The organism is Hyphomicrobium sp. DY-1 (assembly GCF_047497105.1).
Classification (GTDB): domain Bacteria; phylum Pseudomonadota; class Alphaproteobacteria; order Rhizobiales; family Hyphomicrobiaceae; genus Hyphomicrobium_B.
Map to the genome: position 1 here is coordinate 434,348 of NZ_CP134870.1, position 25,391 is coordinate 459,738.

Annotated in this window: 24 protein-coding genes; 17 read left to right on the plus strand and 7 right to left on the minus strand. The window is 60.5% G+C overall.

What is annotated here, in order from left to right; all coding sequences use genetic code 11:
• Positions 1–204: 204 nt before the first annotated feature.
• Positions 205–891: an SOS response-associated peptidase gene (locus tag RLW41_RS02035; RefSeq protein WP_414463263.1), complete on the minus strand. Its 687-nt coding sequence runs from the start codon at positions 889–891 to the stop codon at positions 205–207.
• Positions 892–997: 106 nt separating this feature from the next.
• On the opposite strand from RLW41_RS02035, the gene RLW41_RS02040 reads away from it, so the two are divergent.
• Together RLW41_RS02040 and RLW41_RS02045 are read left to right on the plus strand one after the other, a co-directional pair.
• Positions 998–1,393: a TIGR02301 family protein gene (locus RLW41_RS02040; protein WP_414463264.1), complete on the plus strand. Its 396-nt coding sequence runs from the start codon at positions 998–1,000 to the stop codon at positions 1,391–1,393.
• Positions 1,394–1,551: 158 nt separating this feature from the next.
• Entirely contained in the window at positions 1,552–1,797 is a 246-nt protein-coding gene (locus tag RLW41_RS02045; RefSeq protein ID WP_013948581.1) for a hypothetical protein, read from the plus strand.
• A 24-nt stretch (positions 1,798–1,821) separates the two neighbouring features.
• On the opposite strand, the gene RLW41_RS02050 is transcribed toward RLW41_RS02045, so the two are convergent.
• The gene (locus RLW41_RS02050; protein ID WP_414463265.1) at positions 1,822–2,481 is read right to left on the minus strand and encodes a LysE family translocator; all 660 of its coding nucleotides are present in this window, start codon (positions 2,479–2,481) and stop codon (positions 1,822–1,824) included.
• A 170-nt stretch (positions 2,482–2,651) separates the two neighbouring features.
• On the opposite strand from RLW41_RS02050, the gene RLW41_RS02055 reads away from it, so the two are divergent.
• Together RLW41_RS02055 and RLW41_RS02060 are read left to right on the plus strand one after the other, a co-directional pair.
• Positions 2,652–3,182, plus strand: a complete 531-nt coding sequence (locus RLW41_RS02055) for a hypothetical protein (protein ID WP_409560654.1) — start codon at positions 2,652–2,654, stop codon at positions 3,180–3,182.
• A 125-nt stretch (positions 3,183–3,307) separates the two neighbouring features.
• Entirely contained in the window at positions 3,308–4,069 is a 762-nt protein-coding gene (locus RLW41_RS02060) for a L,D-transpeptidase (protein WP_414463266.1), read from the plus strand.
• A gap of 11 nt (positions 4,070–4,080) precedes the next feature.
• Here the strand turns inward: RLW41_RS02060 and RLW41_RS02065 are convergent, their stop codons facing one another.
• Positions 4,081–5,415 carry a dihydroorotase gene (locus RLW41_RS02065; protein WP_414463267.1) on the minus strand — a complete coding sequence of 445 codons (1,335 nt, stop codon included), beginning with the start codon at positions 5,413–5,415 and terminating at the stop codon, positions 4,081–4,083.
• 81 nt (positions 5,416–5,496) lie between these two features.
• Here RLW41_RS02065 and RLW41_RS02070 point away from each other — a divergent pair, with 81 nt between their 5' ends.
• The 8 genes from RLW41_RS02070 to RLW41_RS02105 all read left to right on the plus strand — a co-directional run bounded on the left by RLW41_RS02070 (position 5,497) and on the right by RLW41_RS02105 (position 12,941).
• Positions 5,497–6,408, plus strand: a complete 912-nt coding sequence (locus RLW41_RS02070; RefSeq protein ID WP_414463268.1) for a YgfZ/GcvT domain-containing protein — start codon at positions 5,497–5,499, stop codon at positions 6,406–6,408.
• A complete protein-coding gene (locus RLW41_RS02075) occupies positions 6,408–7,013 on the plus strand; it encodes a DNA-3-methyladenine glycosylase I (protein ID WP_414463269.1) in 606 nt (201 codons plus the stop codon). Before RLW41_RS02070 ends, RLW41_RS02075 begins: the two co-directional genes overlap by 1 nt.
• Entirely contained in the window at positions 7,010–7,618 is a 609-nt protein-coding gene (locus RLW41_RS02080; protein WP_414464643.1) for a hydrolase, read from the plus strand. The genes RLW41_RS02075 and RLW41_RS02080 overlap by 4 nt, the downstream gene beginning before the upstream one ends.
• 108 nt (positions 7,619–7,726) lie before the next feature.
• Positions 7,727–8,785, plus strand: a complete 1,059-nt coding sequence (locus tag RLW41_RS02085; protein WP_414463270.1) for an NUDIX hydrolase — start codon at positions 7,727–7,729, stop codon at positions 8,783–8,785.
• Between the two features lie 186 nt (positions 8,786–8,971).
• Positions 8,972–10,030 carry a quinolinate synthase NadA gene (gene nadA, locus RLW41_RS02090; protein WP_414463271.1) on the plus strand — a complete coding sequence of 353 codons (1,059 nt, stop codon included), beginning with the start codon at positions 8,972–8,974 and terminating at the stop codon, positions 10,028–10,030.
• A gap of 46 nt (positions 10,031–10,076) precedes the next feature.
• Positions 10,077–11,735, plus strand: coding sequence for an L-aspartate oxidase (locus RLW41_RS02095; RefSeq protein WP_414463272.1), 1,659 nt, complete (start codon positions 10,077–10,079; stop codon positions 11,733–11,735).
• Positions 11,736–11,757: 22 nt separating this feature from the next.
• Complete coding sequence (gene nadC, locus RLW41_RS02100; protein WP_414463273.1) at positions 11,758–12,630, plus strand: carboxylating nicotinate-nucleotide diphosphorylase; 873 nt, start codon at positions 11,758–11,760, stop codon at positions 12,628–12,630.
• A 77-nt stretch (positions 12,631–12,707) separates the two neighbouring features.
• Entirely contained in the window at positions 12,708–12,941 is a 234-nt protein-coding gene (locus RLW41_RS02105; protein ID WP_409560662.1) for a hypothetical protein, read from the plus strand.
• On the opposite strand, the gene ppdK is transcribed toward RLW41_RS02105, so the two are convergent.
• Positions 12,938–15,649 carry a pyruvate, phosphate dikinase gene (gene ppdK / locus RLW41_RS02110; RefSeq protein ID WP_414463274.1) on the minus strand — a complete coding sequence of 904 codons (2,712 nt, stop codon included), beginning with the start codon at positions 15,647–15,649 and terminating at the stop codon, positions 12,938–12,940. The genes RLW41_RS02105 and ppdK overlap by 4 nt on opposite strands.
• A 146-nt stretch (positions 15,650–15,795) precedes the next feature.
• On the opposite strand from ppdK, the gene RLW41_RS02115 reads away from it, so the two are divergent.
• Positions 15,796–17,199 carry a dipeptidase gene (locus RLW41_RS02115; RefSeq protein WP_414463275.1) on the plus strand — a complete coding sequence of 468 codons (1,404 nt, stop codon included), beginning with the start codon at positions 15,796–15,798 and terminating at the stop codon, positions 17,197–17,199.
• A gap of 57 nt (positions 17,200–17,256) precedes the next feature.
• Positions 17,257–18,237 (plus strand): ribonuclease T2 family protein, encoded by a 981-nt coding sequence (locus RLW41_RS02120; protein WP_414463276.1) that lies wholly within the window; start codon positions 17,257–17,259, stop codon positions 18,235–18,237.
• 75 nt (positions 18,238–18,312) lie between these two features.
• Here the strand turns inward: RLW41_RS02120 and RLW41_RS02125 are convergent, their stop codons facing one another.
• Entirely contained in the window at positions 18,313–19,068 is a 756-nt protein-coding gene (locus RLW41_RS02125; protein ID WP_414463277.1) for a hypothetical protein, read from the minus strand.
• 197 nt (positions 19,069–19,265) lie between these two features.
• The gene (locus RLW41_RS02130; protein WP_414463278.1) at positions 19,266–20,075 is read right to left on the minus strand and encodes a TorF family putative porin; all 810 of its coding nucleotides are present in this window, start codon (positions 20,073–20,075) and stop codon (positions 19,266–19,268) included.
• Positions 20,076–20,458: 383 nt separating this feature from the next.
• Here RLW41_RS02130 and RLW41_RS02135 point away from each other — a divergent pair, with 383 nt between their 5' ends.
• The 3 genes from RLW41_RS02135 to RLW41_RS02145 all read left to right on the plus strand — a co-directional run bounded on the left by RLW41_RS02135 (position 20,459) and on the right by RLW41_RS02145 (position 24,212).
• Entirely contained in the window at positions 20,459–21,199 is a 741-nt protein-coding gene (locus tag RLW41_RS02135) for an SDR family oxidoreductase (protein ID WP_414463279.1), read from the plus strand.
• 212 nt (positions 21,200–21,411) lie between these two features.
• On the plus strand, positions 21,412–22,731 hold the full coding sequence (locus RLW41_RS02140) for a glucosaminidase domain-containing protein (RefSeq protein ID WP_414463280.1): 1,320 nt from the start codon (positions 21,412–21,414) through the stop codon (positions 22,729–22,731).
• A 35-nt stretch (positions 22,732–22,766) separates the two neighbouring features.
• On the plus strand, positions 22,767–24,212 hold the full coding sequence (locus RLW41_RS02145; protein WP_414463281.1) for a hypothetical protein: 1,446 nt from the start codon (positions 22,767–22,769) through the stop codon (positions 24,210–24,212).
• Positions 24,213–24,231: 19 nt separating this feature from the next.
• Here RLW41_RS02145 and RLW41_RS02150 read toward each other — a convergent pair whose 3' ends face one another.
• Complete coding sequence (locus RLW41_RS02150; protein ID WP_414463282.1) at positions 24,232–25,266, minus strand: hypothetical protein; 1,035 nt, start codon at positions 25,264–25,266, stop codon at positions 24,232–24,234.
• Positions 25,267–25,391 lie beyond the last annotated feature (125 nt).

A 25,391-nucleotide genomic window follows, 5' to 3' on the forward strand; every position in this document is an offset into this window, starting at 1 on the left:
CCTCTGTCGCTCCGCGCCGTCCGTCGCCGCGCGCCTCGCAAACCCAAACACCCCAAGCAAGTCGAAGCTATGTACCTGCCTATGTCGGCAAGGTCTTGACTTTTAAGACAGCATTTAGGTTAGCGCCGTTTCATTTCGGGGGCGAGTCGCAAGCGGCAGATACACAGCAATTCCCTCCCAATCCGTTGCCAAGAAGGCCTGCTCTTAAAGTAGCGGACCAAAGGCCGCCGGTGTCTGAAGGTCGGGGCCTTCGGCGCGAACATCATTAAGTGCGGGGTTGACGGGCGTGATGGTGAGGAGCCCGGCGGCGAAAGGCTTCATCAGGTCGAGGATATGCTCAGCCGTGCCCGAGCGGCAGTCGAGCCAGCGCTCAAAGTTTTCTGGCGTGATGATCACAGGCATGCGGTCATGGATCGGCGCCATATCAGCGTTTGCAGCGGTCGTCAGGATCGTCACCGTCTCGATCTCGCTGCCGTCGGCACCGAGCCAGTCTTCCCACAACCCGGCCAAGACAAAAAGATCTTGGTCTTTCAAAAGGATAAGATGCGGCCGCCGCGCCGATCGCTTGCCGCTCCACTCGTAGAAGCCGGTCGCTGGAATGAGACAGCGGCGATGGCGCAGCGCGCCGCGAAAGGCTGGTTTTTCGGCAGCCGTCTCAGCACGGGCGTTGATCAATGGCGCACGCAACGCCGCCGGGTCGCGTACCCATGACGGGATCAGACCCCAGCGCACCAGCCGAAGCTCGGGGACGCCCTTGAGATCGTTGCGTGCAATCAGAACGGGTTGCGTCGGCGCGATGTTGTAGCGTGGCGGGAAATCGTCAACGGCCGGTGCGTCGAAGAATGCGCGCACAGCTTCCGGTGAAGATATCAGACTAAAGCGCGCACACACGAAGGGCCGTCCTTTTGATGCCTTATGATTCCGGACTATAAGCGTTGACGGATTCGCCGCCAGGGACGGCTTTGACTGAGCGAACCTCAACGTGCTGGACGCCCGCGTGACACGCCACTGCCGCAAGCTCTGCCAATACCTTGTTATGCTGATGCTGGCCCTGTCAGCAGTCGGCGGGCAAGCATTCGCAGCATCCGACAGCAAGCCCTATGACGACCGCCTGATGCGGCTTTCCGAAATTCTGGGCGCCATTCACTATCTTCGCGAACTCTGCGGTGCCAACGAAGGCCAATACTGGCGCGACCGTATGCATGACTTGATGAATGCCGAAGGCTCGACGGCGCTGCGACGCGCGAAACTCACGCGCGCCTTCAACCAGGGGTATCGCAGCTACAGCCGAACCTACAATACCTGCAGCCCGTCGGCACAAACGGCCATCACGCGATTTCTGTCGGAAGGGTCTGAGCTTTCGGATGGGATGCTGAAGGCTTTCCCCAACTAAACGTCAGTGAAGCCGGTCGCGAGAGGCGCATATCGTTTCTCGCCGGTTTACTGTGAATAGTGGCAGCTACGACCTACCGCAAATTGTCGTGCTAGGTGACAATGGATGGGGGCCGCCCGTGCGTGGCGGTCAGGGTTGAGGGAAGGATTGTAAACGGTATGCAGTGTTTCGAGGATCTCGATACGAAAAATCCGACGTTAAAGGCGCTCGATCTAATCCTCGCTGCTTGGGATGAAGGGGTGGATACCGGCGTTGAGCCGCAGCAGATGGCCTACGCGGCTCTGTTCACTGCGCTCACCGATCTCGTCGCGATCTATGGCGAGGACGCCGTCATTCATTTGACGCGCGGTCTGGAGAAGCGCGTCGTCGAGGGGGAATTCACGCTGGCGCGGCGCGACCAGTAAAGCGCCGCAATCGGGGAAGCGGCGTCAGAAACGTCCAGCCTTCCAGATGACTTCAGCGATCAGCACCGCACCGAAGATCGCGAGCAGCAGGCCCGCGATCCGGTTGATGCGGTTGAGCATGCGCAGATCGATGTGGTGACGGTAGCGCCCGATCAGGTTCGAGAGCGCGACCCACCACAGCATGCTGCCACTGGCAATTGCCGCTACCAGAAGAAGCACATCGATCGTCGAGTGAACCTCGACGAACGTGCTGATGCCTCCGAAAACCGCGAAAAGCCCGAGGACGGCTCCCGGATTGGTGATCGTCAGAAAAAAAGTCTGCGGGATGTCCCAGACAAAATCCTTCAAACGGGCAGAAGAACCATCGGTGTCCAGTTTGAGCCGCGGGGCGCTGAAATAAAGACGCATTCCGAACGCCACCAGCGCGACGCCGCCGACCACCTGGATCATGGCGCGATGCGTTTCGACGACGCCTGAGATTGAGCCGACGCCCAGGCCAGCGCACAACGCGATCAGGGCGTCTCCGGTCACCGAGCCGATGCCGGCCGCTATGCCGCCCCAAAAGCCGCGTTCGATCGCCCGCTGGATGCACAGAACGTTGACAGGGCCGACCGGGGCCGCAATGAGCATTCCGACAATCAGGCCGACCGGAATGATGAGCGGATTGGGGATGTAACTCAGCAAGGGGCAGAAGCTCGATGTCGGACGTGGACTTCACCAGCGGCGGCAGGCAGACGCGCATCCTCCGCATCGATCGGAACGGGAGGAAAGCGCAGCAGCAGCGATGGCAAGCGCTCCCCCGAGCGGTGTGGAAAAGACATCAGCAGTTGGTCCCGTCAGCGTCCTTGACGACAATGGCGCGCACTCTCCTACTCGTAGTTGCGGCCGGCGCGCTTGTCTATGTCTCAAGGGCGCACGCGGAAGGTGTTCGCGGTCCAAAGCTTCCCGATCATGTGGCCGATGTGCGCGACGCAATCCTGACGGCGGCGCGCTCGGGCGATATCAACGAGTTGCAATCGGCCTTCGAGGTCAGCGGCAACATTCCCGATCTCGGCATCTCGCCACGCTCCGATCCCATTAAAGTTTTGAAAGACAGGTCGGCTGATCCACTGGGCCGCGATACGCTCGCGGCGATCGTCGAAATGCTGGACATGCCGCCGTCGACACTGCCGTTCGGCAACGACATCGAGAATAATCTGATCTACGTCTGGCCATATCTCTCGACGCGCCAGCTCGACAAGCTGACACCGGCCGAACAAGTCGATCTCTATCGACTGGTGACACCAGAACTCGCCGCGGAAATGCGCAAGAAGAAGCGCTGGCTCTGGTGGCGCATCGTGATTTCAGCCGATGGGACATGGACGCTGTTTAGGAAGGGCACCTAATCTGTTGGTGCTTTCCGTTGCTTAGCTTGCATATGCCGTCCAATTGCCGCAGAGGGGTGGTCACCGCCGCGGCTTGACTGTATTCCGCTTGTCACATTTTACGTGAAGAGCGAGGGTTTAGTTTCATGAAACGTTTGTCGCTTTTGGCGGCCATTATTTTTGGCTGCGTCCTGGCCGCACCGGCCTATGCCTTTCATCCGGCCGACGAAACGTACGGCTACGTTCCGCCGAAAAAATTCGCCCGCAAGCCCAGCGCGAAAACCGATGCCGACAACAGCCAAGCTCTGTTCGGCATGGGCTGGGACTGGGGCCGCCCGCAAAAGTCGCATGATACCGACGATGAAGACGACGAGCGTGCCGACAACAAGCAATCGCTGACGGGCGGCGGCCAGCCGCGCATCGCGGCCAAGGCGCCGCCGAAGGTTTCGTTCCCCAGCGGCTATGCGCCGGGTTCGATCATTATCGATACGGCCGGGCGGCACCTCTACTACGTGCTGTCGTCGAAAGCCGCCTACCGTTATCCGATCGCCGTCGGCAAGCAGGGCTTTGCTTGGTCGGGCACGGAAAAGATCTCGAAGAAGGTTGCGTGGCCCGACTGGATTCCGCCTGCTGAAATGCGGGCTCGAAAGCCTGGACTTCCGGTCCGGATGTCGGGCGGCGTGCGCAATCCTCTCGGCGCCATGGCGCTCTATCTCGGCAACACGCTCTATCGCATTCATGGCACGAACGATGCGTCGTCGATCGGGACGGCATCCTCGTCGGGCTGCATCCGCATGACGAACGCCAACGTGATGCATTTGGCAAGCATCGCCGATGTCGGGACGACGGTGTACGTCCTGAAGCGGCTGCCGGGGAACCTGTCGCGCGTTGCGGACCGTGACGGCTGAGCCCTGGAAGCTTAGCCGGCGTAGCCTTCGAGAAAGCCGACCGGCTCCCCGTGGGCGGGACTGACAATCTCGCCTTCCCACATCACCTTCCGGCCGCGGACGAACGTCCCGACCGGCCAGCCCTTCACCTCGACGCCATCGTACGGCGTCCAGGCGGCACGGCTCTCGATCCAGGCGTTCGAGATCGTCTCTGTGCGGCTTAAATCAACGACGGTCAGGTCGGCATCGTAGCCGACAGCGATGCGGCCCTTGCCGCGAATGCCGAACAGGCGCTGCGGGCCGTGGCTCGTCAAATCGACGAAGCGCTGAAGCGACAAGCGTCCGGCATTGACGTGGTCGAGCATGATCGGCACCAGCGTCTGCACGCCCGTCATGCCCGAATGCGTATCGGGATAGACGTGGTCTTTTTCTTCGCGTGTGTGCGGGGCGTGGTCGGAGCCGAGCACATCGACGACGCCGGACTCGAGCGCGGCCCAGATCGCTGCACGATGGCGCGCGTCGCGGACGGGCGGGTTCATCTGCACATAGGTGCCGAGGCGTTCGTAACACTCGGGGCCTTCGAGCGTCAGATGGTGCGGCGTGACTTCTACGGTCGCGTAATTCTTGTGATGCATCAGGAAGTCCATTTCGTCCGCCGTCGAGACGTGCAGAACGTGGACGCGCTTGCCGTGCTTCTCAGCAAGGCCGACGAGCTTCTTGGTTGCGATCAGAGCAGCCTCGGGGTCACGCCATTCGGGATGCGAAGACGGATCGCCTTTGCGGCGCAAATGCATCCGCGATTTCAGCCGCGCCTCGTCTTCGGCATGAAACGACGCACGGCGCGAGATCCTGGCGATGATCTTGTCTAGCGAGACGCCGTCATCGACCAGAAGATCGCCGGTCGATGAGCCCATGAAGACCTTCATGCCGGCCGAGCCTTCGAGCTTCTCGAAATCCGGGATGTCGGCGATGTTGTCGCGCGTGCCGCCGACGAAGAAGGCGAAGTCGCAGAACATGCGGTGACGGGCGCGGCGCACCTTGTCGGCCAGCATCTCGGCGCTCGTCGTCAGCGGCTTGGTGTTCGGCATCTCGAAAACGGCCGTGACGCCACCTGCGACAGCTGCGCGGCTGCCTGTCGCCAAGTCTTCCTTATGCTCCAGGCCCGGCTCGCGGAAATGGACCTGAGTATCAATGACGCCCGGCAGAATGTGCAGGCCCTGGGCTTCGATGATCTCAGGCGCGGACACCGAGCCCAGCTCGCCGATTGCCGCGATCCGGCCGCCCGATATGGCGATGTCGCGAATGCCCTCGCCGTCATGGTTGACGACGGTCGCACCGCGGATCAGGAGGTCGAACGTCTCAGCCATGTCGGGGAACTCCTCAGTCTTGCCATCAAGCGGAACCCCGCATACGTAACTCTCTTTCCGTTTGCAACCGAGCGTGAGCCGATGTCTGCCGCAAAGATAGCGCGACTTGCCGACCGCGGAGTCGTCAGCGTGACCGGCGCCGACAGCGAAAAGCTGCTCCAGGGGCTGGTGACCAACGATCTCCAGGGCCTCGCTGAGGGGGAGGCCCGGCACGCCGCCCTGCTCGCCCCTCAGGGCAAAATTCTCTTCGACTTTTTTGTCGTCCGCCACGGCGACGGCTATCTGCTCGACGTCGCGCGGGCCAAGGCGGCCGAACTCGCCAAGCGGATGGCGATGTATAAACTCCGCGCCGACGTCACGATCACGGATGTTTCGGATTCTTTCAAAGTCTTCGCACTGTGGGGAACTGATTCGAAAATGCTCGCGGAAGGGCGCGGCATTTCGTTCCCGGACCCGCGTCATCGGGGCATCGGCCTAAGACTTTTGGCCAGCCCCCATGAAAATTTTTTGTCGTCCGATGGCGCAGAATCGGAGGGTGATTCGCGCCTCGCCTACGACGCACTTCGCATTGAATACGGAATTCCCGAAGGTGGCAAAGACTACGAATTCGGCGATGCTTATCCGCATGAAGCCGATTTCGATTTGCTCAATGGCGTGTCCTTTACCAAAGGCTGTTTCATCGGGCAGGAAGTGGTCGCGCGGATGCAAAACAAAACACTGGTGCGTAAGCGCGCCGTCAAAATCTCCGCTAACGCACCGCTGGAGCCCAATTCGGAAATTCTTCTCGGCGATATTTCTGTCGGACGTGTCGGAACGGCGGACGGAACAAATGCAATTGCAATGCTTCGGCTGGATCGCGTTATCGAGGGAGAGCAGAAAAGTCTTCCGTTGACGGCCGGGGGAATTGCGATTGCTCCCGATGAGGATGCGATGAACCGCTATCGCTCCGCGGCCGCTGCGCGAGCATCCCAATCGACACGGCCGATATCGTAATGGCGGCGAAAGAGATCCATCGCTGCACGTGGGCCGGCACTGACGCGGACTACATCCGCTACCACGACGAAGAGTGGGGCGTGCCGATGACTGATGATCGTGCGCTGTTTGAAAAGCTCGTGCTGGAAGGCTTTCAAGCGGGCCTGTCGTGGATCACCATTTTGCGCAAGCGCGAGAATTTCCGCGCTGCGTTTCATAATTTCGATGCCGAGCGCATCTCGCGCTACACAGCGCGCGACGTCGAGCGGTTAATGAAGAACGAAGGCATCATCCGAAACCGCGCCAAGATCGAAGCTACGATCTCGAATGCGCAGGCATTTCTCACGTTGTCGGAGCACGCGCCGTTTTCGCAATATCTGTGGGGTTTTCTTGATGGCCGACCTATCGTCAACGAGATAACATCCTCAAAGGACATTCGCACCGAGACCGACGTCTCAAAACGAATGAGCAAGGCTCTGAAGGCTGATGGCTTCCGCTTCGTCGGATCGACCACGCTCTACGCCTTCATGCAGTCGACAGGCATGGTCAATGATCATCTCGTGACGTGCTTTCGATATGATCAGTGCGCGAAGCTTCAAAAGAAACTCAAGATCCCCGGATTATGACGTCATCAAACCAGTCGAAACCGCGCGCTTGGCAACGAATGCTCTCCGGCCGGCGGCTCGATCTGCTCTCACCCGACCCCAAAGACATCGAGATCGAAGACATTGCACACGGCTTGGCCCGCGTCGCGCGATGGAATGGGCAGACGCAAGGCTCCTATGCATTCTCGGTCGCACAGCATAGCCTTATCGTCACCGACATCGTTCATGCGCTGCAGCCAGAATACACGCATAATGAACTGCTTGCGGCGCTTTTGCACGACGCGCCAGAGTACGTCATTGGTGATCTTATTAGTCCGTTCAAAACGGCAATCGGCCTGGACTATAAGGCCTTCGAACACAAACTCCTCCAAGCGATCTATTGCCGGTTCGGAATTCGAGAACTAAGCCTTAGTGCAGCAGGCGCGATTAAACAGGCGGATACGGTTGCGGCCTACTACGAAGCAACTCGTCTAGCGGGCTTCGAAAAGTCGGAAGCGGAAACTTTTTTTGAAATTCCGAATTTACCAACGGAACTTCATAACGCCCTGGCCGTATTAAAACCCGTATCGGCGAGTGATGCCCAAACACTCTTTCTTGCCAAGTTCGCGGAATTGTTGCCGCACTGACAATCTGGCGTTTTTGGGGCTGTTTCGCGGTTTTCATTCAGAGGCTTATCTGAAAATCGCCATGATCGGCGACTAGCTCGCCTCATGGGGAGCACGGGGAAGATACACATGAACATGGAACTTTCTGGCCGGAGAAAACCGACGCCCGACAAGTCTCAGCGAGCTCCTGAAGATGAGCAGGATCATGAGCCGTCTGTCGGGATTGGCTTGAACGCGGCGATCGTCGCCGTGTCTGACAATGAGCCTGTGGCGCTGGTCGTCCGTGCCGAACCGGACAGCATTGGCGCTACGGACATGCTGCCGTACGGGCCATTTAATCCGCGTGCGCATCGCACGCTCGAGAGTGGGCTTAGATCTTGGGTTCAAGACCAAACTGGTTTGGAACTCGGATATGCCGAGCAGCTCTATACGTTCGCCGATCGCGGCCGCCATCCCGAACCGGGCGATACGGCTCCGCATTTCATCTCGATCGGCTATCTCGCCTTAACGCAGGCGATCGGCCACCACGGGCTGACCGATGGGCTGTGGCGTAGCTGGTACCAGTATTTCCCATGGGAAGACTGGCGCCGTGGCCGCCCGGAGATCATCGCCCGGGATATCGAGCCGCGTCTCAAGGCATGGGCCGAACGGTCGTCCGGCAATGCCGCCACGTCCCAGCCGACGATCGCGCGTGCAGATCGCGCGCGGATCTGCTTTGGTCTCGACGGCACCGCCTGGGACGAAGAGAAAGTGCTTGAGCGGTTTGAGCTGCTTTACGAGGCAGGTCTTGCCGAGGAAGCACTGCGCGACGATCGAGCGGCTGCGCGCGAGTGGACGGATCGTCCAAAACTCGGTCTGCCGATGCAGGCCGATCATCGGCGGATCCTGGCGACGGCGATCAGCCGTACACGCGCCAAGATCAAGTATCGCCCGGTCGTATTCGAGCTGATGCCGGACGAGTTCACGCTGTATGAGCTGCAGAAGACCGTGGAAGCCATTCTCGGCCCGCACCTGCACAAGCAGAACTTTCGGCGCCTGGTTGAAGGCGCGGGCCTCGTGGAGCCCACGGGAGACGTCAAGACGCGCACCGGCGGCCGACCGGCCAAGCTTTTCCGGTTCCGTCGCGAAGTGCTTTTGGAGCGCCCTGCTCCCGGCGTTCGGGTGTCAGCGCCGCCAAGCCGGAACTGATCCGACTTTCGTCTCATATCTGGGGCGGAACCCCCGCCCTAGAAATTCGTTCTCAACTCTATTATTTTAAACACGTTCAGGAATGCTCTTTTTGAGCATTCCTGCGTGAGGTGTGCACGGCAGGTTTGCCGGCGCGTTTCGTAAGCTAAATATGCTCTCTTAGAGCATATGTGGAGGGCACGAAGAATGGTTTCTGCGGTTTCGACATTGGCTCCTGCTTCCGCGACCCGCGAGAAAGCTCGGAAGCCGTTGCCCTATTCGTGGTCGCCTGCCCTCGAAAAGGAGATGGCGCCGCTTTATGCGCGCGTGAAGCACGTCATCACGCCGATGGAGTGGCCCTACTACGCGCCGCTGATCAAGGCGATCAACGAACTCAAAGTTCAGCGGAACGCCGTCATCCTGGCGCACAACTACATGACGCCGGAGATCTTCCACTGCGTTTCGGATTTTCGCGGCGACTCGCTGCAGCTCGCAAAAGAAGCGGCGCGCGTCGACGCAAAGGTGATCGTGCAGGCCGGCGTGCACTTCATGGCGGAAACATCGAAGCTGTTGTCCCCGGAAAAAACGGTTCTCATACCTGATATGCATGCGGGCTGTTCGTTGGCCTCGTCGATCGCACCGGAAGACGTTCGCATGCTTCGCGAAGCTTATCCGGGCGTGCCGATCGTGACCTACGTCAACACGTCGGCGGCTGTGAAAGCGGAATGCGATATCACCTGCACATCGGCGAACGCCGTGAAAGTCGTCGAGAGCCTCGGCGTGCCGCGCGTCCTGTGCATACCCGACCAGTATCTGGCGAAATGGGTGCAATCTCAGACCAACGTCGAAGTGATCACGTGGAAAGGTTCGTGCGAGGTGCACGAGCGTTTCACGGGCGAGGAGCTTCAACGCATGCGCGCAGACGAGCCGGGTCTTAAGATCATCGCGCATCCGGAATGTCCGCCCGATGTCATCGCGGCGGCGGACTTTACGGGTTCGACGTCCGGCATGATTAAGTGGGTGAAAGACGAACATCCGCGCAAGGTGATGCTCGTCACGGAATGCTCGATGGCGTCGAATGTGGCCGTTGAGGCGCCCGAGGTCGAGTTCATCCGGCCGTGCAATCTCTGCCCGCACATGAAGCGCATCAGCCTGGAAAACATCTACGACAGCCTCGTGCATATGCAGCATGAGGTGACGGTCGATCCCGATATCGCTGCCCGTGCACGCCGTGCGGTCGAGCGTATGGTCAATCTGACGAATTGAGAACGAACGAAGCGCCGGGGTCAACTTCGCCCAGGAGGGCAATTCAATGGCCGCACACAAGAAGCGCTATTCCGTAACGGACTTCAAAGGCTTCACGGGCGAGCCCGGCCCCGGTGACGTCGCCATTATCGGGGCCGGGCTTGCGGGTCTGTTTACGGCATTGAAGCTTGCGCCGCTGCCTGTGACGGTGATTGCCGCGGCGCCCCTCGGCGAAGGCGCATCGAGCATGTGGGCGCAAGGCGGCATCGCTGCCGCTGTCGGCGAAGGTGACAGCACGGCAAAGCATGCGGCCGATACGATCGAGGCGGGGGCCGGGATCGTCGATCCGGACGTCGCGCGCCTCGTTGCGGAGGAAGGTCCCGATCGCATTCGCGATCTGCTTGGCTATGGCGTGCCGTTCGATCGCGATCTCGAAGGCCATTACGTGCTTTCGAAGGAAGCAGCGCATTCGGAAAAGCGCGTCGTGCGCGTCTCCGGCGACAAGGCGGGCGCGGCGATCATGCAGGCGCTGATCGCAGCGGTTCGCGCGACGCCGTCAATCCGTGTGCTGGAAGGTTACGAAGCGGATGATCTCATCGTCGCCGATGGCCGCATCGAAGGCGTTCGGCTGATCCGTCCGACAGCGCTTGGCAACGGCCGCTATGCCTTCGTGCCTGCTTCAGCGGTGGTGCTGGCAACGGGCGGCGTCGGCGCGTTGTTCGCACTGACGACAAACCCCTCCTACGCCAAAGGTGAAGCGCTGGCGATGGCGGCGCGCGCCGGTGCGGTTATTGCCGATCCGGAATTCGTGCAGTTCCATCCGACTGCAATCGATGCGGGCATCGATCCCGCTCCGCTGGCGACGGAAGCATTGCGCGGCGAAGGCGCGACGCTTGTCAATTCGGACGGCGAGCGCTTCATGCTGTCCATTGATCCACGCGGAGAGCTTGCCCCACGAGATGTCGTTGCGCGCGGCGTCTATAACGAACTCGCTGCCGGACGCCGTGTCTATCTCGACTGCCGTGCTGCGATCGGCATGCATTTCGAAAAAGAATTTCCGACCGTCTGGGGACATTGCCAGCGCGCCGGCATTGATCCGTCGAAGGATCTTATTCCGGTTGCTCCGGCCGAGCACTATCACATGGGCGGCATTGCAACTGACGTGCGTGGCCGCACGAGCCTTGCGGGTCTTTGGGCCGTCGGCGAGGTTGCATCGACGGGCCTTCATGGCGCCAACCGTCTGGCTTCAAATTCGCTACTGGAAGCCGTCGTCTTTGGCGCGCGTGTCGCGAACGATATCCGCAAGCTGCTTCCGCATGATCGCGTCGGGCATTTCGTGGTGCCGCACCGCATTCCCGGCAGCGGCCGGGCGGCGGATACGGCCTCGCGGAAGGAAGCGATGCAGACGCTGCGCAATATCATGACGACGCACGTTGGCGTTCAACGCTCCAGTCGCGGTCTAAAAAGGGCACTCGCCGAACTGAAAGCGCTCGAGACGAGCAACGCCAATGATCGCGTACTATCCAACATGCTGCTGGCCGCGCGATTGATTACGGCGGCAGCGCTGCTTCGCACTGAGAGCCGTGGCGGCCACTATCGCGTCGACTATCCGCAAACCAATCCAGCTCTCGCGCAGCGTACGTTCATAATGCTCGCCGACCTCGATGCGATGAATGACTCCGCAAAACAACGCTCCGAGGCGCCACCCCTCGCCGCATGCTCATGATCAAAGTCCCGCAAGTTCGCCAATGATGCTTTCCCATAATCTTGTTCTTGCCGCCGTTCGCGCTGCGCTTGCCGAAGATCTCGGCCTCAGCGGCGACATTACAACGAATGCGACCGTCCGTGCCGACGTTCGTGCGGATGCGCTGCTTGTGGCGCGAACGCCCGGCGTCGTTGCAGGGATCGCGCTCGCCGAAGCAGCATTCCGGGAACTCGATCCCGATTGCAGTTTTGAGGTCGATATCGACGACGGAGCAAGCATCGTTGCCGACGATACGGTTGCCCGGATTAGCGGCAATGCCCGCGCCATTCTCACGGCCGAGCGCGTCGCCCTCAATTTCATGGGCCGAATGTGCGGGATCGCAACACTGACGCGGCGCTATGTCGAAGCGACGGCAGGAACGAAGGCGAAAATCGTCGATACGCGCAAGACAACGCCCGGACTTCGCGTCTTCGAAAAATACGCGGTGCGCTGCGGCGGCGGCCACAACCATCGCTTCGGGCTATTCGACGCCATCCTCATCAAAGACAATCACATCGTCGCCGCCGGTGGTGTCGCCGAGGCGATCAAGGCTGCCCGCGACGCGGCCGGTCATATGACGAAGATCGAAGTCGAGGTCGACACACTCGAACAGCTTGACGTCGTCATGCGGGAAAAGGTCGATTGCGTGCTGCTCGACAACATGACCCCGCAGGGATTGCGAGCGGCCGTCGCGACGGTCGCCGGGCGCTGCCTGACCGAAGCCTCGGGCGGCGTTAACCTCGATACCGTCAAGGAAATTGCCGCAAGCGGCGTTGATTTGATTTCGGTCGGTGCGCTGACGCATTCGGCGCCCGTTCTCGACCTGGGACTTGATTTCATCTCGGCACCGCAAAAGAGTTCCGGCCGCCCTGCTTGAATTCGCCATAGTCGGCTCGCATCTGGCTGACTGTGGTAGAAACTCTGAGTCTCGGGCGCGGGTTTGGGAGAATCGGCATGTCGATGGCAATGCAATGGATCGTGCTTTGGGGCGGGATCGCAATCGCAGCCTCGGTCTTTGCGGCCGTCCTCGCAGGCATCAAGAATCGCGATCTGTCGTACTGGACAGCGTGGAGCTTCCTGGTGCCGCCGTTCGCACTTTGGCTGCTGCTCTTGCCGCGAAACAAGGGTCCGCGGCCGCGCCGGCCGACACTCGATGAAATCGACAGGCACGAAAACGGGCCGCTCTAGGACGCCGCCTGCTCGCGCCGTTTCCTGCGGATCGCTGCCTGTGCTGCTGCCAAACGCGCGATCGGCACGCGATACGGCGAGCACGATACGTAGTCGAGATTGACCGTTTCGAAGAAGTAGATCGACCTCGGATCGCCGCCGTGTTCGCCGCAGATGCCAGTCTTGATGCCTGGCTTGACGGACCGGCCGCGATCAACACCGATTTTCACCAATTCGCCGACGCCGAGCTGATCGATCGAAACGAACGGATCGGTCGTGATGACTTCGTGCTCAAGGTAGTTCGATAGAATTGGCGCGGCGTCATCGCGCGACAGGCCGAGCACAGTCTGCGTCATGTCGTTGGTGCCGAAGGAGAAGAAGTCGGCCCCTTTCTCGCCTGCAGCGATATCGGCGGCGCGTAACGCCGCGCGAGGCAACTCAATCATCGTGCCGACGGCGTAGGGGATGGTGACGCCCGTCTCCTGTTCCACGGCCTTTGCAGTCGCCGTGATGACGTCACGCAAAATATCGAACTCGCGACGATAGGCGATGAATGGGATCATGATTTCGGGATGGACCGCGTCGCCCGTTTTCTTCTGCGCATTGATCGCCGCTTCGAAGATGGCGCGCGTTTGCATACGCGTGATCTCAGGAAACTTGATGCCGAGACGGCAGCCACGGAACCCAAGCATCGGGTTGAATTCCTCAAGCTCGGCGACGCGGGCTTTCAGGCGCATCAGATCCATGCCCAACGCGGCCGCGACCTGCGCGGCCTCGCGATCTTCGTGCGGCAGGAATTCGTGCAGCGGCGGATCGAGCAAGCGGATTGTGACCGGCAGGCCCGCCATGATCTCGAACAGCTCTTCGAAGTCGGCGCGCTGGACGGGAAGCAGCTTGTCGAGCGCCTGCTGGCGGCCCTCCTCGTCTTCCGCGCAAATCATCTCGCGGACGGCAAGAATGCGCTTTTCCTCGAAGAACATATGCTCGGTGCGGCAGAGGCCAATACCTTCGGCGCCGAACGAGCGGGCCTGGCGGGCGTCGCGGGGCGTGTCGGCGTTGGTGCGCACTTTCATGCGCCGTGTCTTGTCCGCCCATTCCATGACGGTCGCGAACGTGCCGGAAAGCTGCGGCGGCAGCATCTTGGCTTTGCCCGCGTAGACGCGGCCGGAGCTGCCGTCGATCGAGATGATGTCGCCGGATTTGAAGGTACGCGTGCCGGCCCGCATGGTGCCGGCGTTGGCATCGATGCGAAGGGTTCCGGCGCCAGAGACGCAGGGCCGGCCCATGCCGCGCGCGACGACGGCGGCGTGGCTCGTCATGCCGCCTCGCGCCGTCAAAACCCCGACGGCTGCGTGCATGCCGTGAACGTCTTCCGGGCTCGTCTCGGAGCGCACGAGGATGACGTCGCGGCCCTTAGCCTTCAGAGCCTCGGCCATTTCAGAATGGAAAACGATTTCTCCGGATGCGGCACCAGGAGACGCGGGCAAGCCTTTGGCGATCAGGTCATGGTCGGCCGACGGGTCGATCGCGGGGTGCAGCAATTGATCGAGCTGCGCGGGCTCGACGCGCAGAATGGCTTCATCCTGTGAGATCAGGCCTTCTGCCGCCAGATCGACGGCAACGCGGAGCGCGGCTTCCGTCGTGCGCTTTCCAGACCGCGTCTGCAGAATCCAGAGCCTGCCGATCTGGACAGTGAACTCGACGTCCTGCATGTCGCGATAATGGCGTTCCAGGCGGTCGAAGATGTTCTTGAGTTCGGCAAAGACGTCGGGCATCGCGACTTCTAGCGACGTCTCGGCCTCACCGGCTGCGCTCTTTTTCGTCAACGCGTGCGGGGTGCGAATGCCGGCGACGACATCTTCACCCTGGGCATTGGGAAGATACTCGCCGAAGATTTCTTTCTCGCCCGTCGATGGGTTTCGCGTGAAGGCGACGCCTGTCGCGGAGTTGTCACCCAGGTTGCCGAAAACCATTGCCTGAACGGTGACGGCGGTCCCCCAATCCTCAGGAATGTCATGCAGCCGGCGATACGTCTCCGCGCGCGGATTGTCCCAGGAATTGAAGACGGCGGCGATGGCGCCCCAGAGCTGCTCGCTGGTGTCCTGCGGAAACGGCGCGCCGTGCTCGCGCTCTATCGCGGCCTTATAGTCGGCAATGATTTCGTGCCAGGCTTCGGCGTCGAGGTCGGTGTCGGCGGCGAAGCCGTTCAGGTTCTTGAAATTTTCGAGAATATCTTCGAACGCACCGTGATCGACACCCAGGACGACGTCGCCGTACATTTGAATGAAGCGGCGATAGCTGTCGAACGCGAAGCGCGGGTCGCCAGTCAGCGCGGCGAGCCCTTCGACCGTTTTATCGTTCAAACCGAGATTGAGGATCGTATCCATCATGCCGGGCATCGACGCACGCGAGCCGGAGCGGACGGAAACGAGCAGCGGCCGCGTCTCGTCGCCGAATTTGGCCGACACGGTCTCGCCGACGGCGTCGAGCGCCTGGAGCACCTCGCCTTTCAGCTCTTCCGGCAGCTGGTGGCCTGCGGCAAAGAAAGCCTTACAAACCTCGGTCGTGATCGTGAATCCGGGCGGCACTGGGAGGTCGAGTGCCGCCATCTCGGCAAGATTGGCACCCTTACCGCCCAGCAGTTCGGACATCTCGGCGCTGCCTTCGGCCCTTCCAGGTACGAAAGCGTAAACCCATTTCTTTTTGCCGTCGGCGTTCGGCTGTGCCATCAGACCTCCGATGCGGTCTTTTTGCTGCCCATCATTCCTTTCAGGAGTGATGGGCGTCAGGGAGAGGTGCCATAGCAAATGAGGCCCCGCATTCCTAGCGCCGCCTCATCCTGCCCCGCTGGCAACACGTCGGAAAGTCTGTCGCAATGAGCAAGCTCGAAACCGTTCTCGATACCTTGGGCCAGTCAAAATCGGCCGGACTTGACCGATTGTTCCAGCTTCTGCGCATCGACAGCATCTCGACCGATCCCGGCCACAAGGCGAGTTGCCTCAGGGCTGCGGAATGGTGCGCGGCGACGTTAAAAGACATCGGCTTTGCGGAAGCCAAGGTTGTGCCAACAAGCGGCCATCCGATGGTCGTGGCGCATGACCGGCCGAAGCGCGACCCCAACATGCCGCACGTCCTGTTCTACGGACATTACGACGTGCAGCCGCCGGATCCTCTCGACCTCTGGAAAACGCCGCCGTTCGAGCCGCGGATCGAAAGCGATCTCGTCAACGGCGAGGTGATCGTGGCGCGCGGCGCAGAAGACAACAAAGGTCAGCTCATGACCTTTTTCGAAGCGGCGCGGGCCTGGAAGAAGGTCGCGGGCGAATTGCCGATCGCCGTCTCGGTGTTGATCGAGGGCGAAGAAGAGTGCGGCTCGCCGTCGCTGCCGGCGTTCCTCGCCTCGCACGGCGATGAACTCAAGGCCGATCTCGTTCTGGTCTGTGACACCGGACAATGGGACAAGGACACCCCTGCCATCACGACGATGCTGCGCGGACTTGTCGGCGACGAACTCGTCATTACCGGACCGACGCGCGATCTGCATTCGGGCATCTACGGCGGCCCCGTCGCGAACCCCATTCGCGTGCTGGCGAAGGTGATGGCCGCACTCCACGACGATACCGGCAAGATCGCCGTTCCGGGATTCTACGACGGCGTTCAAGAGCCGACAGCAGAGCAGCTCGCGCAGTGGCAGGCACTTGGCGTGCGCGCGCAGTCGTTCCTCGGCTCGGTTGGATTGTCAGTGCCTGCAGGCGAGAAAGGCCGCTCCGTCATTGAGCAACTGTGGTCGCGCCCGACGCTTGAATTCAACGGTGTGACGGGCGGCTACCAGGGCATCGGCTCGAAGACCGTGATCCCGGCGAAAGCCTCGGTGAAGATCACGTGCCGATTGGTGTCCGGCCAAGATCCCGAGCACGTCATGAAATCGATCCGCGATTACGTCGCGACGCTTATTCCAGCCGACTGCAAGGCGACCTGGCTCGGCCATCACGGCTCAGGCGCGATCATGTTCGATACCAACGACCCGACGATGCGCGCGGCGGCCAAGGCGCTGGAAGAAGAATGGGGCAAGCCCACGGTGCTGATGGGCAGCGGCGCCTCGATCCCGATTGTCTCTTCGTTCCGCGATGCGCTTGGCATGGACAGCCTGATGGTCGGCTTCGGATTGGACGACGACCGCATTCATTCGCCCAACGAGAAATACAATATCCGAAGCTTCGAGAAGGGTGCGCGGAGCTGGGCGCGTATTCTTGCAGCGCTCGCCAAACCTGGTACGTGAGGCTCCCGAAACCGTCCGCTCACGCCGCATCTTGCGTGCGATGTCAGAGAAAGAGAAATGCTCAAACCTCATTTATTTCTGACGGTTTTAGTGCTCGTGGCTCTCGGCGCTTACTTTGCCCACTTTATGAGCGAGCGGCCCGAGATATATCCGTTGCCCGGCCGCACCGCCGACGGTGGCAAAGGAACAACAGGATCCAGCGCCGGTACGAGCGGCAACGGAAATTCCAATCGCTCCGGCCGCGATGCCCGAAACAAACAGGCGTACAACGACGACGACCGTTGGAACGAGAACTCCGACGACGATAGCGATCAGCGAAACGTTCCGGGCCAGTTCGATTACTACGCGCTGGTTCTCTCATGGAGCCCGACCTACTGCTCCGACCAGGGACGCGATGACGACACGCAGTGCAATCGCCGCGACGGCCGTCGCTACTCGTTCGTGTTGCATGGTCTCTGGCCACAGTATGACAGCGGCTATCCGTCGAACTGCCGCCTGCCGAGGCGGCCGTTCGTTCCTGATCCCGTGATCAACAACATGCTCGACATCATGCCTAGCCGTGGCTTGGTCATTCACGAGTACCGCGCCCACGGGACATGCTCGGGTCTCAACCCGATGCAGTACTTCGCGCTGGCACGCCGCCTGTTCGACGGCATCAACATTCCTGAGCGCTTCAACAATCCGTTTGAGTCGCAGATCTTGTCGGCGGCCGACGTCAAACGGGTCTTCCTGCAGGCCAACCCTCGATTCAGTCCCGATATGATGACCGTCGTCTGCGGCGGCGCAGGTGGCATGCTGCGGGAAGTGCGGCTTTGCCTGACGAAGGACGGCGCACCGCGCCGTTGCGGCCAGAACGAAACGCGACGCAATCTCTGCACGGCCAACCAAGTCTTCGTGCCGCCAGCCCGCTCGACGGCGCGCACCTGGCAGAACCAACAGCAGATCCAGTTGCCGACGCCACCGGGAAACAATGCACAAGGCGGCGACCATCTGCCAGGGCCGCAGATGAATTACAATTACGGGCGCAGCACGCAGTAAAGCTCCGAAGGTCGTGTGATTGGTGTCGGCCAACGAGGCGCGCCGTGCCCTTCCCCGCTCCTCGCGTGATCGGCGTCAGGCGACCTTGCGAATGCGCTCAGGTCGCCAGGAACGCGGTGCATCGGCGATCCAGCCGACGCTGGTGGGCGCCCGCAGCGATTCGATCGCCATAGGATTGATGCTCCAGCCGCCGGAAATCGCGGAGACGTGCTCTTCGGTCGGGTAGAGTTGTAGCTCGCCGCCGAGGTCACCGTGGCGGTCGCGGATGCCCCTGATTTCGATGAACGACAGGCCGAGCTGACGTTCTTCCTGCGACAGCTTGCCGGCATTCCAGATCACGCCTCCATCGCCAACCGCAAAGGCACGGACGCGCCGGCCCTTTTCAAAGCGCGCCCAGGCGTAGAAGTCGATGATCGGGAACGACGCGAAATACTGGACGGCCGGGAATTCGATCGCGAGATGTCGAAGCAGCGGCGTCATCTTATCGATAAACGACTCACTGGACGGAATAGGAAGCGACTCGGCAGCGACGAGAGTCCAGCCCTTGATCGGAGGGGCGATGAAAACGAGCCCGTTCGAGATCTCCGAATCGTAAATTGCCCCGACGCCAGAATTCCAGTTTGCAGGGCGAAGCCGGACAAGTCCGAGTGCTGCCGCTACGGCCGCTCGATCGTTCGATTTGATCGCAAGCCAAGCCATATCGTGCCCGAAGGCGCGCGGACGGTCTGGATTATCGGCCAAGCGGACATGATGCGGCACGAGCCGCGGCACGACGATGGTCGCGGCGGCAATAGTGGTCAGAGAAACGAGAGCAACGACCGTTAGAAGCACGGACCGGACCGCACGATGCCAGAAACCTCACTACAATCTCTGAGCTGAGTTGCGGCAATTCTCAAGCGGCCTTGAGCAATTCGCTTGGTGAAAAACATTATCTGCACAAAGAGCAATCCCGCCACAAAATGGAACCGGAGCCCTGAGGAAGGCTCCGGCCATCTGCGACGGGATTAGGGTCTGTTTTACTTACGTAATTACGGGAGGTTTACGCCAGCCGTGAAGACGAAACGCGAGTCGGCCAGATCGTTATCAAAGCCGTCAGCAGCGTTCTTTCCGATGCTGGTATCCCAGTAACGGAAGTCCATAAAATACTTGTCGACTGACAGCTTCAAACCGGCGTTCCAATAAGTGTAATCATGCTGTCCGAGTCCAGGCGATGAGTCACCGATGCCACTCGTGTAGCCGACGACACCGCTAACAACTGGCGTGAACATGTAGAAGTTTGGCAGTGTATAGGCTGCGTTACCTTCGATAGTCCACGTCTCGCCGTAGTTGTTGCCTTGATCCGGCGTATAATAGAAGGTTGCGCCGGTCGTAAAATTAGTGAAGGGCGTGATCGACGCGGCAGCCTTCAATTCGATATAATCGCCTTCGTTGTCCGCGCAGTAGCCCAAAGCACATGCCTTCGGCGAACCGATAGAGTTGTTCGGATACGTATAGTATAGGATGCCGAAGTCCCAGCTGACCGGACCGGTCACAGGACGGACACCCGCATAAATATCCAACTCGAACGGGCCGAACGGATCGGCGATGTTCGAACCCCAGAAATCCAAGTACCAGGTAAGGTTCGGATTGCCGTAGGTAAATTCGATAAACGGCTGGAAGGCCGGATCTTCGTTCGTGAACGAGATACCACGGAACATGTAGTCCGAGGTGCCCGAGATGGTGATCGAGTAACCGAACTTGTTCGCCCCGTCGTCATCGGCGAGCGCTGCCGTTGACATGCCCAGCGCGGCGACAGCCGCCACGCCTGCAGCGCCCAAGAAACTTCTAATGTTCTTCATAAGACAACCCCCGTCCCAGATCTGCGGCTCGCAACACCCGCTCTATTGCGGACAACGCGACTCTCAACCGCTCTGAGATTAGGAAAACTTTTTTGATGGGACCGCACAAGCGATTAGGAGCAACACTGTGTGACTTGCCAGGCGTATGTTACCTGCGTGCAACGCTGCCGAGAGAAGAAGCCTGCGCGTTGTCGATATGCCTTGAAATTAAGCACGTCAGTGCTGCGGCAAAAGCCAACTTAGAGGCACCTTGCAAAAAGCAAAAGCAAATTGAACACCAAATGAGAAACTATCTGAACACGCTTCGTCGTGACGTCTCGTCAGGAATCATCTGTGGCAGTTACAACGCACTCAGTTTCGCTCGCACATAAGCCGTCAAAGACATGAATCACCCCGACAGCCCCCCCGGTACCGTCCTCATTACCGGCGCGGCGCGGCGCATTGGACGTGCGCTCGCCCTCGATCTTTCGCGCGCGGGATGGACGATTGCGATCCATTACCGGAAATCGACGCCAGCGGCCCTGCTGCTGGTCGAGGAAATCGAGTCCAAGGGGGGCCGTGCACAAGCATTTCAAGCCGATCTGATCGATTCTGAAGCGCCTCGCGCCCTCGTTGCCGACGTTAAGCGGGTCTTCGGCTCGCCGACCGTGCTTATCAATAACGCGTCCGAGTTTCTGCCCGACACGGTTCAAAATCTCGATAACGCGACTTGGGATCTCCACCTCGGCATCAATCTCAAAGCGCCGGTGTTTTTGGCCCAGGCGATTGCCGCGGGTCTGCCGGAGGGCAGCGAAGGAAACATCATCAACATCATCGACCAGCGCGTTTGGAATCTGACGCAGGACTTCTTTTCCTACACGATCTCGAAGGCGGGCCTCTGGACGGCGACGCGAACGCTGGCGCAAGCGCTCGCCCCCCGGGTTCGCGTGAACGCCATCGGTCCCGGCCCCGTTTTGCGCAGCATTCACCAGACGGACGATGATTTCGAGCGCGAGAGCCGGTCGACATTGCTGGGACGCGGCGCCTCTACGGATGAGATCGCCGCCGCCGTGAGATTTATTCTCGCGACGCCGTCCCTCACCGGCCAGATGATTGCCCTCGACGGCGGCCAGCATCTGACTTGAGCACGACTAAGTCGTTTCCTGCGCGGCAAATACCTCAGCGCCGCCGCAATGTCTCCGCGCGCTGTTCTCATTACCGCCCAAATAGTTCGCGACCTTTGAATCGGGTCCAAATGGGGGGCTCATAAACACTTTTTTAACGTTAAGCGCCTACGAACGTTAATAGTTCTGTTGGGCGCCTCGACAGGGGGTGCCGCGTGCAAATGGGTGTAACCATGCTTCGCCGCGTTCGGACGCCTTTTGCGTTCGCTTTGGCTGCAGCCGTGCCATTGGCTGCCACGTCGCTGCCTGTAAAGGCTGCGGGACTTCCTCAGGTCGAAATCAGCGCAAAGAACAAGGTCCCGGTGTGCGCCACGCCTGGACGCTTGATGGGCTTTCTCGAAAGCCGCAATCGCGATCTCGATCCGAAATTTCAGACGATCGCCGCCGATTACATGCGGATCGGCAACGAGCTTAAAATTCGCTGGGATATCGCTTTCTTCCAGATGATGCTCGAAACCGGCAACCTGACGTTCAAAGGCGACGTCAAGGCGACGCAAAACAACTTCGCCGGCATGGGCGCCACGGGCAAGAATGTGCCCGGCGAAAGCTTTCCGAATGTCGCGACGGGCGTCGAAGCCCATCTGCAGCATCTCTTGATGTACGCCGGCGAACACATCGACAATCCGGTCGCCGAGCGCACGCGGAAGGTTCAGGAGTGGGGTATTCTGACGGACTGGCAGAAATCACTGCACGGTCCTGTCACCTACGATCAGCTTGCAAAGCAATGGGCGCCCGGCTCGCGGCGCTACAGCCGCGAAATCGCAGGGCTCGTCGAAGCATTCTACGGCAGCCCATGCCGCGGCCCTGATCCGCAGCCTGAACTGATGGCCCTCGCCCAGCCGGGCGGCGGCACGAAGGTTGCCGCGCAGACGCCGCCTGCGGACACCACGTCAACGCAAGTCGCCTCGGCCGACGACAGCTCGGCTAACACGGGTCCCTATATTTCTGGCGCGGCGCTCGCCAAGCGCGCGGTTGAGGAAGCGCGGAAATCCGGTTCGTTTGAGCGTTCTGGCCTCGGCGCTGAATCGCTGATCCCGCCGGCGGATAATGCACCCGCCGTCGGCGAACCGGCCGCCAATACGTCGACAACGTCGTTCAAGGTCATCAACGCCTCGACGTCGCCCGACGATGAAGCCGCGACTGCTGATACCTCCGCTCAGGTCGAGCCGTTGAAGTCGAAGACGAACAAGAAGCAGTCTGCTGCCGCGAAACTGTCCGGCGGCACCAAGACCGCGATGATGATCCCGGCTGCAGGCGTAAAGCCGAAGTGCAAAGTCTGGACGGCGAGCTATGGCGGCGGCCACTCGGTTATTATCCGCGCCAAAGCGGATGCGCAGGAAAATTATACGGTGCTTGACGTCAACGAAGGCTCCGAAAAACGCGAGGCTGCAGCCTACATTGCAGCGTACGCGAAGGGCGGCGTGACCGTTGGCGAATACTCGAACCCATCGCAAGCCCTCGATAAGGCCTTCGAACTCTGCCCTGACGGTTGATCGCGAAGAGAAACCGTCGCAGAGGGCCTTATTTAATGGCGACACCAAAGCCGCTTCCATTCCGGAATCTAACCGCCGCCCTGGCATCGGCACTGTTCGTCCTGACGACGAGCGGTGCCAAAGCCGCGCCTCCGATCAGGACGAGTGCGCAAAATCAGGTTCCCGCCTGCGTCACGCCGGAACGCCTTATGGCTTTTGTGGCCGAGCGCAATCCGCACGTTGACCCGCGCTTCCGCGAGATCGCGCGCTGGTACAAATATTTCGGCGAAGGCTGGCACGTGCGGTGGGACTATGCGTTCTATCAGATGGTGCTGGAGACGAACTATCTGTCCTATCGCCGGGGCGATGGACAGCGCGGCGACGTTCGTGAAAACCAAAACAATTTTGCAGGCATCGGTGCGACCGGCGGCGGCGTGCGCGGCGAGCGCTTCGCGGATGTGAAGACCGGCGTACACGCGCAGATCCAGCATCTCGTCGCCTATTCGGGCGAACGTCTCGCGGCGCCGGTTGCCAAGCGGACACGCGAAAATCAAGACGACATCATCAAACTCGCCCAACGGCTCGGACGGCCGGTGACGTTCGGCGATCTCGCCCGCCGATGGGCTGCAGACCGCGCTTACGGCAAGTCGATCGACATTGTCGCCGGGTTGTTCCGTTCACGCTATTGCGACCAGCCGGCGCAAGCAGCGGAAAGCGATGTACCGCCGCCTGCACCGTTACAGATCCGGCGTGAATGGCGGTATCCGTTCCGGCCGCCGTCGGGACTTGGCGGACCAGTGCCCGAAGACGACAGCGCCGCCCCCGAGGTCCCGCCCTTGGGCGCGAAATCGAAGAAACAACCGGCTGCACCGGTCCATCATGCCCATCCCGCCGCGGTGGCTCCGAAAAAGCCCGCGGTGAAAACGCCGAAACATGCACTGAAAAAAGCGAAAGTTCGCAAACTAGCGCGAAAGTCGAAAACGGCGTCGCACTTGGCGAGCGCCCACACTTCGACATCGGCTTGGGTTGCAACGACCGAAGTCACGCACGAGACGACTATTGCCAAGGAAGGAGCGGACGCTGCTCCAGCCGTGGCTCCCGCGCCGCCAGCGACAGAGCAAGTTGCAGAGAACAGCGAAAGCTCAAGTTTCCTGCCGTGGCTGCCGACGTTTCGTATCGCGCCGGAGCCGCCCCAGCCGTCACGTCTCGGCGGTCCGCTCCCGGCGGAGCTTGGCGCCGCAGCGAAGGCCGCGGAAAACGCGCCCGCAGCGCACTGCAAGGTGCTGACAGCGAGCTACGGCGGCAAGAAAACACTGCTGATCCGCTCACGCTCCGGCGATGAAGTTCAATACACGGCGCTGACGATCATGGACGGTTTCGAAAAGCCGATGTTCGAAGCCTACGCCCGCACGGAAGCAGTAGGTGCCGAGATCGTCGGCGAATATGCGTCACCGGAATCGGCGCTGATCGACGCCAAGGTCAATTGTCCTGAGGACAAGTGAGGCGCCGTTCGCGCCCGTTTTACGGCGTCGATGTCGGCGCTAGATACTTAAGCGCAGCGGTCGATGCCGCACCGCCTATGACGCAGGGAATGCCGACCTCAACCTGCCCCAGCGCACCGGCAGCGACACAGCCGAGCGCCAGCACAGTCTGCCCGGCCTGACCCCACCAGTTGTAATTGCGAAGGCTCTCAGGACCCTGAGCTTTGAGCTGATCGATCGACGCCAGCGCATCCTTGCGCAGTTTGGCGAGCTCATAGGACTCGGCCGCGTCGATCACTTCGGCAAGCGGCTTGCGCAGTTTGGGATCGACGTCGGTCGAAATCTTTTTCAACATTCGCAGCAAATCATCGTTGCGAGCGGCGTTTTGCGCCAGCGTCCACTTCGCCATCGCGCCGATTGTCAGATAATCGACCTTGTCCTTATCGAGCGATAATTCGAGCGCGGTCACGATGCGTCGGACTGGCGCTTCCCAGCCGGTCGCGAAGTAATAGCCCCAATTCAAATCGATAACGCTGGAGTCATCCTTGATCGACATCTCCGTCAGCGTCGGCTTGTTGCCGTAGAGATACTTCTCGATCAGCACTCTGCGGGCCGGCATACGCTCGACGTATTTCTTCAGGGTATCGCGCCAACGCGGCAGGCCAGAATACGCGATGCCCTTGATCACGAGCACCTGATCTTCCGGCGGGAGCGGAAACATCTTCGTTATCAGTTCGTCGGCGATCTTTGGGTTAGCGCCCAGCACGCCGGCGACGAAGCCGATGTAGACGCCGGACTGATCGGTATCCCTCGTCACGCCGAAATCCGACATTGCCTTCACGGCCTGCGGCAGGCGTTGAGGATCAGGATTCTTGCGGTAATCGTTGATCCACTTGAGAAGCTCTTGCGAATTCTGAAACGGCTTCTGAGACTTGCCTTTCGTGTGTTTCGCGACGGCGGAATTTTTAGCAGGTCCGGCAAGTGTGAAATCATTCACTTTCACGGGTCTCGCCAGCGCGAACGCCGGCAGCAAAATGAACCAAGCTAAGCCAAGAATGGCGATGACGCGACGCATGACACCCCCCTCGGCGCATCGTTGTTCCCTGAACTTTCAATGAAATTGGACACCACGCCCTCGGCATGGTGATTTTGTGGCGCAGCATGCAATGCCTTGCTTGACCTTGGCGGCGGCCCAATTTT

What these genes read in the sequence shown, in the direction of transcription:
- RLW41_RS02045 (WP_013948581.1), top strand. Translation starts at nt 1,552, where the DNA reads ATGCAGTGTTTCGAGGATCTCGATACGAAAAATCCGACGTTAAAGGCG.
- RLW41_RS02055 (WP_409560654.1), top strand. Translation starts at nt 2,652, where the DNA reads ATGGCGCGCACTCTCCTACTCGTAGTTGCGGCCGGCGCGCTTGTCTAT.
- RLW41_RS02060 (WP_414463266.1), top strand. Translation starts at nt 3,308, where the DNA reads ATGAAACGTTTGTCGCTTTTGGCGGCCATTATTTTTGGCTGCGTCCTG.
- RLW41_RS02065 (WP_414463267.1), bottom strand. Translation starts at nt 5,415, where the DNA reads ATGGCTGAGACGTTCGACCTCCTGATCCGCGGTGCGACCGTCGTCAAC.
- RLW41_RS02070 (WP_414463268.1), top strand. Translation starts at nt 5,497, where the DNA reads ATGTCTGCCGCAAAGATAGCGCGACTTGCCGACCGCGGAGTCGTCAGC.
- RLW41_RS02075 (WP_414463269.1), top strand. Translation starts at nt 6,408, where the DNA reads ATGGCGGCGAAAGAGATCCATCGCTGCACGTGGGCCGGCACTGACGCG.
- RLW41_RS02080 (WP_414464643.1), top strand. Translation starts at nt 7,010, where the DNA reads ATGACGTCATCAAACCAGTCGAAACCGCGCGCTTGGCAACGAATGCTC.
- RLW41_RS02085 (WP_414463270.1), top strand. Translation starts at nt 7,727, where the DNA reads ATGAACATGGAACTTTCTGGCCGGAGAAAACCGACGCCCGACAAGTCT.
- nadA (WP_414463271.1), top strand. Translation starts at nt 8,972, where the DNA reads ATGGTTTCTGCGGTTTCGACATTGGCTCCTGCTTCCGCGACCCGCGAG.
- RLW41_RS02095 (WP_414463272.1), top strand. Translation starts at nt 10,077, where the DNA reads ATGGCCGCACACAAGAAGCGCTATTCCGTAACGGACTTCAAAGGCTTC.
- nadC (WP_414463273.1), top strand. Translation starts at nt 11,758, where the DNA reads ATGATGCTTTCCCATAATCTTGTTCTTGCCGCCGTTCGCGCTGCGCTT.
- RLW41_RS02105 (WP_409560662.1), top strand. Translation starts at nt 12,708, where the DNA reads ATGTCGATGGCAATGCAATGGATCGTGCTTTGGGGCGGGATCGCAATC.
- ppdK (WP_414463274.1), bottom strand. Translation starts at nt 15,649, where the DNA reads ATGGCACAGCCGAACGCCGACGGCAAAAAGAAATGGGTTTACGCTTTC.
- RLW41_RS02115 (WP_414463275.1), top strand. Translation starts at nt 15,796, where the DNA reads ATGAGCAAGCTCGAAACCGTTCTCGATACCTTGGGCCAGTCAAAATCG.
- RLW41_RS02120 (WP_414463276.1), top strand. Translation starts at nt 17,257, where the DNA reads ATGCTCAAACCTCATTTATTTCTGACGGTTTTAGTGCTCGTGGCTCTC.
- RLW41_RS02130 (WP_414463278.1), bottom strand. Translation starts at nt 20,075, where the DNA reads ATGAAGAACATTAGAAGTTTCTTGGGCGCTGCAGGCGTGGCGGCTGTC.
- RLW41_RS02135 (WP_414463279.1), top strand. Translation starts at nt 20,459, where the DNA reads ATGAATCACCCCGACAGCCCCCCCGGTACCGTCCTCATTACCGGCGCG.
- RLW41_RS02140 (WP_414463280.1), top strand. Translation starts at nt 21,412, where the DNA reads ATGCTTCGCCGCGTTCGGACGCCTTTTGCGTTCGCTTTGGCTGCAGCC.
- RLW41_RS02145 (WP_414463281.1), top strand. Translation starts at nt 22,767, where the DNA reads ATGGCGACACCAAAGCCGCTTCCATTCCGGAATCTAACCGCCGCCCTG.
- RLW41_RS02150 (WP_414463282.1), bottom strand. Translation starts at nt 25,266, where the DNA reads ATGCGTCGCGTCATCGCCATTCTTGGCTTAGCTTGGTTCATTTTGCTG.